The 8,326-nt window shown below is 38.5% G+C and carries 8 protein-coding genes; 1 reads left to right on the top strand and 7 read right to left on the bottom strand.

All coding sequences use genetic code 11. The annotated features are described in order from the left end of the window. Positions 1-91: 91 nt before the first annotated feature. Entirely contained in the window at positions 92-865 is a 774-nt protein-coding gene (locus AC1DTM_RS14090; protein WP_283746969.1) for a class I SAM-dependent methyltransferase, read from the top strand. A 185-nt stretch (positions 866-1,050) separates the two neighbouring features. On the opposite strand, the gene lhgO is transcribed toward AC1DTM_RS14090, so the two are convergent. From lhgO to AC1DTM_RS14055, 7 genes are all read right to left on the bottom strand, one after another. Further along, the gene (gene lhgO / locus AC1DTM_RS14085; protein WP_477000373.1) at positions 1,051-2,253 is read right to left on the bottom strand and encodes an L-2-hydroxyglutarate oxidase; all 1,203 of its coding nucleotides are present in this window, start codon (positions 2,251-2,253) and stop codon (positions 1,051-1,053) included. 58 nt (positions 2,254-2,311) lie between these two features. After that, a complete protein-coding gene (gene glaH, locus AC1DTM_RS14080) occupies positions 2,312-3,250 on the bottom strand; it encodes a glutarate dioxygenase GlaH (RefSeq protein ID WP_016103869.1) in 939 nt (312 codons plus the stop codon). 309 nt (positions 3,251-3,559) lie between these two features. Beyond that, a complete protein-coding gene (locus AC1DTM_RS14075) occupies positions 3,560-3,688 on the bottom strand; it encodes a hypothetical protein (protein WP_002159095.1) in 129 nt (42 codons plus the stop codon). 92 nt (positions 3,689-3,780) lie between these two features. Continuing rightward, positions 3,781-4,134 carry a DUF3870 domain-containing protein gene (locus AC1DTM_RS14070; protein ID WP_002134650.1) on the bottom strand — a complete coding sequence of 118 codons (354 nt, stop codon included), beginning with the start codon at positions 4,132-4,134 and terminating at the stop codon, positions 3,781-3,783. A gap of 32 nt (positions 4,135-4,166) precedes the next feature. Further along, positions 4,167-5,609 (bottom strand): aldehyde dehydrogenase family protein, encoded by a 1,443-nt coding sequence (locus AC1DTM_RS14065; RefSeq protein ID WP_016103868.1) that lies wholly within the window; start codon positions 5,607-5,609, stop codon positions 4,167-4,169. Between the two features lie 19 nt (positions 5,610-5,628). Then, the gene (gene gabT, locus AC1DTM_RS14060) at positions 5,629-6,957 is read right to left on the bottom strand and encodes a 4-aminobutyrate--2-oxoglutarate transaminase (RefSeq protein ID WP_016103867.1); all 1,329 of its coding nucleotides are present in this window, start codon (positions 6,955-6,957) and stop codon (positions 5,629-5,631) included. 18 nt (positions 6,958-6,975) lie between these two features. Then, a partial coding sequence (locus AC1DTM_RS14055; RefSeq protein ID WP_477000372.1) for an amino acid permease occupies positions 6,976-8,326 on the bottom strand: 1,351 nt, incomplete at its 5' end.

Genomic DNA, 8,326 nt, shown 5'->3' with positions numbered 1-8,326 from the left:
TGAAGTAATGTACTTAAAACTATAAGACAGGATTATTGCTTTCCTATATAATTATAGTAAACAAAAGATAGGTTATTTAAGGATGGCTGATATGTTGAAAACAAAAACTAAATATCAAACTTGGATACGAATTTACAAACTAATTATTTTTTTGGTTATTTCACTCATTCTTCTCTTGGTAACATTATTACCTGTTAATTTATATTTGCGAGTCCTGTCAGGTATTTTTGCGTTACCTTTTATTTATATAGCATTTATACTTTCTTATTCAGTTTACCAATTTGCAGCAGTTGGGGGGAATTATCAGTCAAAAATACATGATTTAATTGTTGCCAAAGTGAATTGGGATGAAAAAGGAAAAATACTAGATATAGGAACCGGTAGTGGTTCACTGATTATTAAACTGGCAAAGACTTTTCCTAAGTCCTTTCTAACTGGAATTGATTATTGGGGCGGAAATTGGGAATATTCCAAATCCCAATGCCAACAGAATGCTGAAATAGAAGGGGTCTCTGATAGAATTGATTTTCTGAAAGCAAGTGCTGCAGAACTCCCTTTTACTGATGATGAATTTGATATAATTGTAAGCTGTCTAACATTTCATGAAGTAAAAGATAGAGAAAATAAAACTGAAGTAATTAAAGAGGCATTAAGAGTGTTAAAACCCGGTGGTGAATTTGTTTTCTTAGATTTGTTTATGGATGAAAAAATATTTGGGGATGAAATAGAGCTCTTAAATGTCTTAAAGAAACATGGTGTATCTGAATTGAATAGCTACAAGCTTGCTGAAGAAATGGAGTTACCAAAACTCTTATTGAACAAAAAAGTATTAGGAAATGCAATGATTTTGAGTGGTAGGAAATAAGAATGCACTAATTCGCCCTTATAATAGCGCGGACTTCTCTATTATAAGGGCGACTACTTAATTTAACTTAACAAAGTGATGTAGCTCTATTTGTTTTTTGCATCTTTTTTAGCAACATCGTAACTTTATTTCAAACCCACACACCTAACCCCAACAAAAAAATCCCCCGAAACCCGGGGGACCCATCAAACCCTCACCGCCACCACATCCGGCACTTGCTTCGCAATCTCCTCACCAATTTTTATACTAGCTGTTGCCGCCGGAGACGGTGCGTTGCAAATATGCAAAGAATTAATGCCAGGGATAATACAGAAGTCATCAACCATATTTCCGTTTGATAAAATAGCTTGTGCCCTTACCCCTGCATGCGTTGGGACGATATCTTTTTCTGTAAGTTCTGGTATTAAGCGCTGCAAGCTTTTTAAAAATGATTGTTTACTAAATGAGCGCACCATTTCTTTTATGCCTTCTTTCATATTTGGCATCGCCATTTTCCAAAAGCCTGTGTATGTCATTGTTTCCATGAAGTCTTTAATATCGAAGTCCGTTTTCGTATAACCTTCGCGTTTGAAGCTTAATACTGCGTTTGGTCCTGCATGTACGTCCCCGTTTATCATTCTTGTGAAATGAACACCTAAAAATGGGAATTCTGGATTTGGAACTGGATAGATTAAATGTTTTACAAGATGGCGTTTTTCCGGGACGAGTTCATAATATTCACCGCGGAACGGAACAATTTTCATATCCGTTAATATTCCTGTCTTTTTCGCAATACGATCACTATGTAAGCCAGCGCAGTTAATGAGAAATTTCGTTTTAAATACACCTTGATTCGTCTCAATTGTTACGGCGTCTTTCTTCTCAGTAATACGCTCCGCCGTTGTTCCTAAATGTATTTCTCCGCCGCTTTCTTGAATCAAGCGGGCAAATGCATAACTTACTCCTCTATAGTCAGCAATCCCGCAAGAAGGAACACGGATTGCGCCAAGTCCCTTTACATGAGGTTCAATTTCAGCTAATTCTTCCTTACCTATTTTTTCAATATGTAAATCGTTTTGTAAGCCTCTTTCATATAAGTTATGTAAAAGAGGAAGTTCGTCCTTTTCTGTAGCGACAATTACTTTTCCGCACATGTCATAAGCGATGTCATTTTCTTTACAAAATTGAACCATAGCTGCGTTTCCTTCTTTAGCAAACTTCGCTTTATAACTCCCTGGTTTATAGTAAATTCCAGAGTGAATTACTCCACTATTATGTCCAGTTTGATGATGTGCAAGTTCCTTTTCTTTTTCAATGATCGCGATTTTCGCACGAGGGAATTTTTTCGTTAAAGCCATTCCAGTTGAAAGCCCAACAATTCCTCCGCCAATAATTATAAAGTCATACATCCTACTTCCCCCTTAATAGTATAAAAGGCAGGTCTCTTTAAAAGACCCGCCGTACATATTATTTAGAAAAACAACCACGTTGACGCATTAGTTCTCTATATAAATCTTTATTTTTCTCAAACGCAGCTCTTCCGTGCATCCAAAATAAATTGTTTAACAGAACTAAGTCACCAATTGGTAATTTCAATGCATGTGTTGCTGGTGAGTTTTCAACAGAATATGATAAGTCTTTCAGATAGTTTGCTTGTTCAATATTATCTGGATAAGCGAACTGATCAATAAAACAAATACATGGTGCGTTATTCACATCAAAAAACGTTTCACGATAGACGATTTCTTGCGCATTTTTACTTGGTGGTGCTTTATACGTAACTTTAACAGATGCGAGCGAATGATTTCTAAATTTTTGAAGATCTTCCCAATCGTCTAAATGTAGTAAACGGGATTCCCCTCCTACTGCATTTTGCTCTTCAATTTTCATCATAAGAAGCCAATCTGTCGGTTCATCAACGAATGTACCGTCTGTATGAAGTGTAAACAATCGGTACGCTTGACGAAGGTAAGAATCACTACTATCTGTATCTTTCACATTAAATCTAGCATAATACGTTCCCGTCATTGCATCAAAGTTTGGCTCCCCGATTAAATGTGTTAACGCTGTTGCAAATTTCACGTAGTCTGCTGGATCTGCCGTTTCACCTTGTACCCCAATTGTAAATCCGCCCGTTTCACGGTCATGAACAATGCCGCGAATGTTATCCATAAATGATTGCCCAAAAATCTTTCTCATTCCATCAGCAAGATTAAACCGAGAATAAGGAATGTATTGTAATGACTGCTCTGAATGCTCTTTTACCTCTTCAAAAAACTGCTTAAGCAATTGCTGATTTAACACAATATGGTATAAACGCTTATGCTCTGGATGAGGAACAATCTCATATCCCTCATATTTCTTTGCAAACTTCATCTTCGCACTTTGTTCTGTAATAATCGACATTTCAATTCCTCCCTAATTTAAATATGAAGAACTTATTGACGTTTTTTACAGACAGTTATCCTTATCTTCTTATGCTGAGATTCGGTCTTACTGCCCTAACATCGAAAAAGCCAGTCATACGCATCCACGACATAAAATCGTAGAAACGTACAACTGGCTCATAATTACGAGTGTTCTTTAATCTCTTAAAGTACAATAATAATAGACAGTTTGTATGAAAATATTTGTAACACAGGAAAGCAAGATCGAATATAGAGAAGGCTAATTTCTCGTATGGATCTTATTAATTAAATAATAATTCATAATATTCTAACTGTCAATTCGTTTTTTATTATTTTCTCGACATACTTTACACATTTTACAAATCCCCTTACTTTCCGCACATCCTCTTTTTTTCGTCTCTTGTTTTACAACTTGAACTTCATTTAACTTTTTCATAGTTTTTGCCTCCTCAATATAAAAAGACAGTCGTATCCCGTTAACGGAAATACAACTGGCTCTCGTTTATGGCTATATAAACTAGACAGTTTTTATGGTGTTGTTTCCTCGTACTCTCCTCTGGGCTGTTCATCATTTAAATAACTTACGTATTGGCGATGTAAATCCTTTACCGCACTAACGATAGCATTTTGCGCTTTTCCTTGATAATGGTCCATAATATCTTGAACGATTTCTTCAATACCATCTTGCAAACTATGCCCTCTCAACATTTGAGCGACGAAGTCTCTACCATGCTCTGTCGCAAGCGTACATGACGCTTCAATAATGACATGATATTTATGATCTGCCTCAATTGTAATTGTTAGTGTCTCGTACATACTGCGAACAGCCATCCCTTTCGGAAGTCTCGAATGTCCTGCCATAAAAAATGTCCCTTTACGCATATTTCATCCTCCGTTACTATGTTTTTTATCGCTTATACTTGATCTACGTATACTGTCTTTATTCTTGTATAAAATTCTTTCGCCGCTTTTCCTTGTTCACGCGGTCCAGCACTAGAGTTTTTCATTCCGCCAAACGGAACTTGTGGTTCTGCTCCTGCAGTTTCTGAATTCACGTGTACCATTCCGACTTCCATATCATCAATAAACCTTTGCGATAAACTTAAATTATTCGTACAAATCGATGCACTGAGTCCGTATTCTGTATCGTTCGCTAAAGAAACTGCTTCTTCATAACTATTCACTTTAAATAAACATATAACTGGGCCGAAAATCTCTTCTCTCGCAATGCGTGCATCTTTATCGACATTTTCAAAAATAGTCGGTAAAACATAGCACCCTCGCTCCAGTTCAGATTCGCCTGGCACGCTGCCTCCATACAGTAAAGAAGCCTCTCCTTTTCCTACTTCAATCATCGATAAAATAGATTGCTGCTGACCCTTGGAAACACATGGGCCCATAAATGTATCCGGTTCTAGCGGGTTCCCAACTGTAAGAGCTTCCGTGCGCTGCAACAGTCGACCCTTGAACGCTTCATAAATGTCCTCTTCGACTATTACTCTACTTGTTGCAGTACATTTTTGCCCTGTTGACATAAACGCACCTTTTATCGCAATACTTACCGCCTTTTCAATATCGGCATCTTTTAATACAACTAACGGATTTTTTCCGCCCATTTCTAATTGTGCTTTTTTCTGAGTTTCAACCGCTGCTTTTTGAATGATGTTTCCAACGTGATTAGAACCAGTAAAGGATACCGCTTTTATATCCGGATTTCCCGTTAATTCTGCTCCAACTTCAGAGCCTTTTCCGAATACACAATTTATAACGCCTGCTGGAATGCCTACCTCATGAAAGGCATTTACAAGATGGTACACCGATTTTGGCGTAACTTCGGCCGGCTTCATGACAATCGTATTTCCGTAAATAAGTGCCGGCGCCATTTTCCACGCTGGAATCGCAATTGGAAAGTTCCACGGTGTAATTAATCCAACTGGCCCTACTGCTACACGTTTACTGTAAAGCATTGTACTTTCATTAGCAGACGGGATGAGCTCTCCGATCGGCTGATTTGCTTCCCCTGCATAATATTCAAGAATGCTAATCGCCCGCTTCGTCTCTCCTATTCCTTCCGCAATCGTCTTTCCTTCTTCGCTTGTTACATCTAGGCCAACTTCATTTACCTTTTCTTTTAAAATAGCTGCCGCTTTCCATAAATAACTTGCTCTTTCTTGAAACGATAACTTTTGCCATTTATGAAACGCTTCTTTCGCTGATGCGATTGCTACTCGTGTATCTTCTACTGAACTAAACGGGAATTCACCTAGTACTTCCCCGTTATGCGGATTATAATTTTTCACGTATGCATTCGTAGAAGGTTCTCTCCACTCACCGTTTATATAATTGAAAAACCTCATTCCCCTGCCCCCACCGTTTTTATTTTGATAGTTTCGCAATAGCAGCTTCTAAAATAGTAAGCCCTTCTTCAAGCTGTTCATCTGTTATAACGAGAGGCGGTAAGAAGCGAAGTACGTTACTATAAATACCAGCGCTTATCGTAATGACCCCTTTACTATGCGTTTCCTTCATAATCGCTTTAACCTCTTCTGCTGCTGGCTCTTTCGTCTCTTTATCTTTTACAAGCTCGATTGCAGTCATAGCACCAAGGCCTCTAACATCACCAATTAGTTCGTATTTATCTTTCCAGCTATTAAACACTTCCATCATGCGCTCGCCAATTTCTACAGCACGATGTACTAAATTCTCTTCTTCGATTACATCTAAAACAGCTAATGCAGCCGCGCAAGCAGCCGGACTTCCTGAGAAAGTACCACCTAATTGACCTGGTCCAGGTGCATCCATCAAATCCGCTCTTCCTGTTATCGCGCTAAGCGGCATTCCAGCAGCGATTGATTTTGAAAAAGTCATTAAATCAGGAGCTACGCCGAAATGATCCATTGCAAATAAACTGCCCGTACGAGCGAAACCAGTTTGAATTTCATCCGCAATCATAATGATTCCGTACTTATCACAAATATTCCGGACACCTTGCATAAACGTAGTCGTCGGAACGATAAATCCACCTTCTCCTTGAAGCGGTTCCAAAATAATTGCAGCGATATTATCACTTGCTACTTCCTCTAACATAAAGCGTTCGAAATACGCTAAAATTTGCGCGTCTACTTCTTCTGGTGTCAGTCCTTCTTCAGCACGGTAATAGTACGGATATGGTAATTTGTATACTTCTGATACAAACGGCCCAAATCCATGCTTGTACGGTTTCACTTTACTTGTCAGTGACATCGTCAAAAGTGTACGTCCGTGATATGCACGCTCAAACGAAACAATCGCGCTTCTTCCCGTAGCTTTTCTCGCAATCTTCACCGCATTTTCTACTGCTTCTGCACCACTATTCGCAAACATCGTTTTTTTCTTAAAATCACCTGGCGTTAACTCATTCAGTCTTTCCGCGAGTGTAATATAACTTTCATAAGGCGCTACGTGAAAACAACTATGAATAGAAGATTCCACTTGATCTTGAATCGCCTTTACTACTTTCGGATGACAATGCCCGACGTTTTGCATACCAATTCCGCCCGCAAAATCGATTAACTCATTACCATCTACATCAGTAATAATCGCTCCTTTTGCTGATTGCACATACAACTCTGTAATATTGTAAGGCCCTTCTGGCACCGCATTTTTTCTTCTTTCATGTAATATGCTAGATTTTGTAGTTGTAATATCTTTCTTCTCTTTCAACATGGAACATTACCCCTTTTCTTATTCTTTTTCTATGCTAACTTCTGAATCTTTTATAATCGTAAAATCATTCAACTTTTGCTTATCGAACTTTCTAACTCTTAAAAAATAACTTATTATTACTAGAATCATAGCTAATAATGTCATGTAAAACTGCATACGCATATCTTCTATAAATGCTTGTGAAACAAATATCGTAATAATCATTAAAAGCGTTGCATATGTGAGATAAGGGAATAACCACATTTTCACTTTTAGCTTTCCAGCCCCTTCTCTTTCCCTCTCTCGTCTTAACCTGACATGTGAAACGGCAACGAACATATACATCAGCATCGTTACCCCTCCTGAACTATTCGCTAAAAACGCAAACAGTTTATCAGGAGATATAAATTTCAACATCGCGCAAATAAATGCAAATACGATACTTGCATAGATCGCTACAACCGGTGTCCCTCTACTATTTAACCGTGAGAAACTAGCCGGAGCATCTCCTTTTTTAGCAAGTGAAAATAACATACGCGAACTCGTATATATACCTGAGTTCATAACGGAAAGTAGTGATAAAAATACAACACCATTCATAATTTCTGCGGCTGCAGGTACCCCTGCCATATTAAATAAACTTGCATACGGAAGTTTTAATAACTCCTTATCCGTCCACGGAATAAACATAACTAAAATTGTTACTGATCCTACGAAGAAAAGCATAAGGCGCCATACTACACTATTAATAGCTCGTATAACATTCTTCTCTGGATTTTCCGATTCCCCGGCTGCAATCGCTGCTACTTCGCTTCCCGATAAAGAGAAGGAAATAAATACAACGCTCAGTAAAACAGGGACAATTCCATTTGGAAAGAAGCCTCCATTTTCCGTAACCATAGCGAGACTCGGTCTCTCCACTCCTGGAACAAATCCAAAAAACATCGAAACTCCTAAAATTAAAAACGCAACAATCGCAATAACTTTAATAAACGCTAACCAATATTCAAACTCACCGTAGAGTTTTACTGAATATACATTCGTCATCGTCATTAAAAGGACCATACATAAACTCGCCAGCCATGCTGGAACCGACGGGAACCAATTGTTAATCATCACGCCTAAAAGCACCGCTTCAATTGCGATAATAATGACCCAGTTAAACCAATATAACCACCCGATCGTATACCCTGCCCACGGCCCAATTGCTTTATTCGCATACGTTGCAAAAGAACCGCTATCAGGATTTTCCGCTGCCATCTCTCCTAACATCCGCATCACGAGCACAACCATTAAAGCGCCGATAATATAGGACAAAATCGCTGCTGGACCCGTCGATTGAATAATCGTTCCACTTCCTACAAACAAACCACCACCGATAACCCCGCCG

Source organism: Bacillus sp. P4_D3 (genome assembly GCF_056401855.1).
Note: the sequence above shows the minus strand (reverse complement) of the source record. Positions and strands in the feature narration are given on the sequence as shown.

Bases quoted from the DNA above. Each gene is read 5' to 3' on its own strand.
- AC1DTM_RS14090 (WP_283746969.1), top strand. From the start codon at position 92: ATGTTGAAAACAAAAACTAAATATCAAACTTGGATACGAATTTACAAA.
- lhgO (WP_477000373.1), bottom strand. From the start codon at position 2,253: ATGTATGACTTTATAATTATTGGCGGAGGAATTGTTGGGCTTTCAACT.
- glaH (WP_016103869.1), bottom strand. From the start codon at position 3,250: ATGTCGATTATTACAGAACAAAGTGCGAAGATGAAGTTTGCAAAGAAA.
- AC1DTM_RS14075 (WP_002159095.1), bottom strand. From the start codon at position 3,688: ATGAAAAAGTTAAATGAAGTTCAAGTTGTAAAACAAGAGACGAAAAAA.
- AC1DTM_RS14070 (WP_002134650.1), bottom strand. From the start codon at position 4,134: ATGCGTAAAGGGACATTTTTTATGGCAGGACATTCGAGACTTCCGAAA.
- AC1DTM_RS14065 (WP_016103868.1), bottom strand. From the start codon at position 5,609: ATGAGGTTTTTCAATTATATAAACGGTGAGTGGAGAGAACCTTCTACG.
- gabT (WP_016103867.1), bottom strand. From the start codon at position 6,957: ATGTTGAAAGAGAAGAAAGATATTACAACTACAAAATCTAGCATATTA.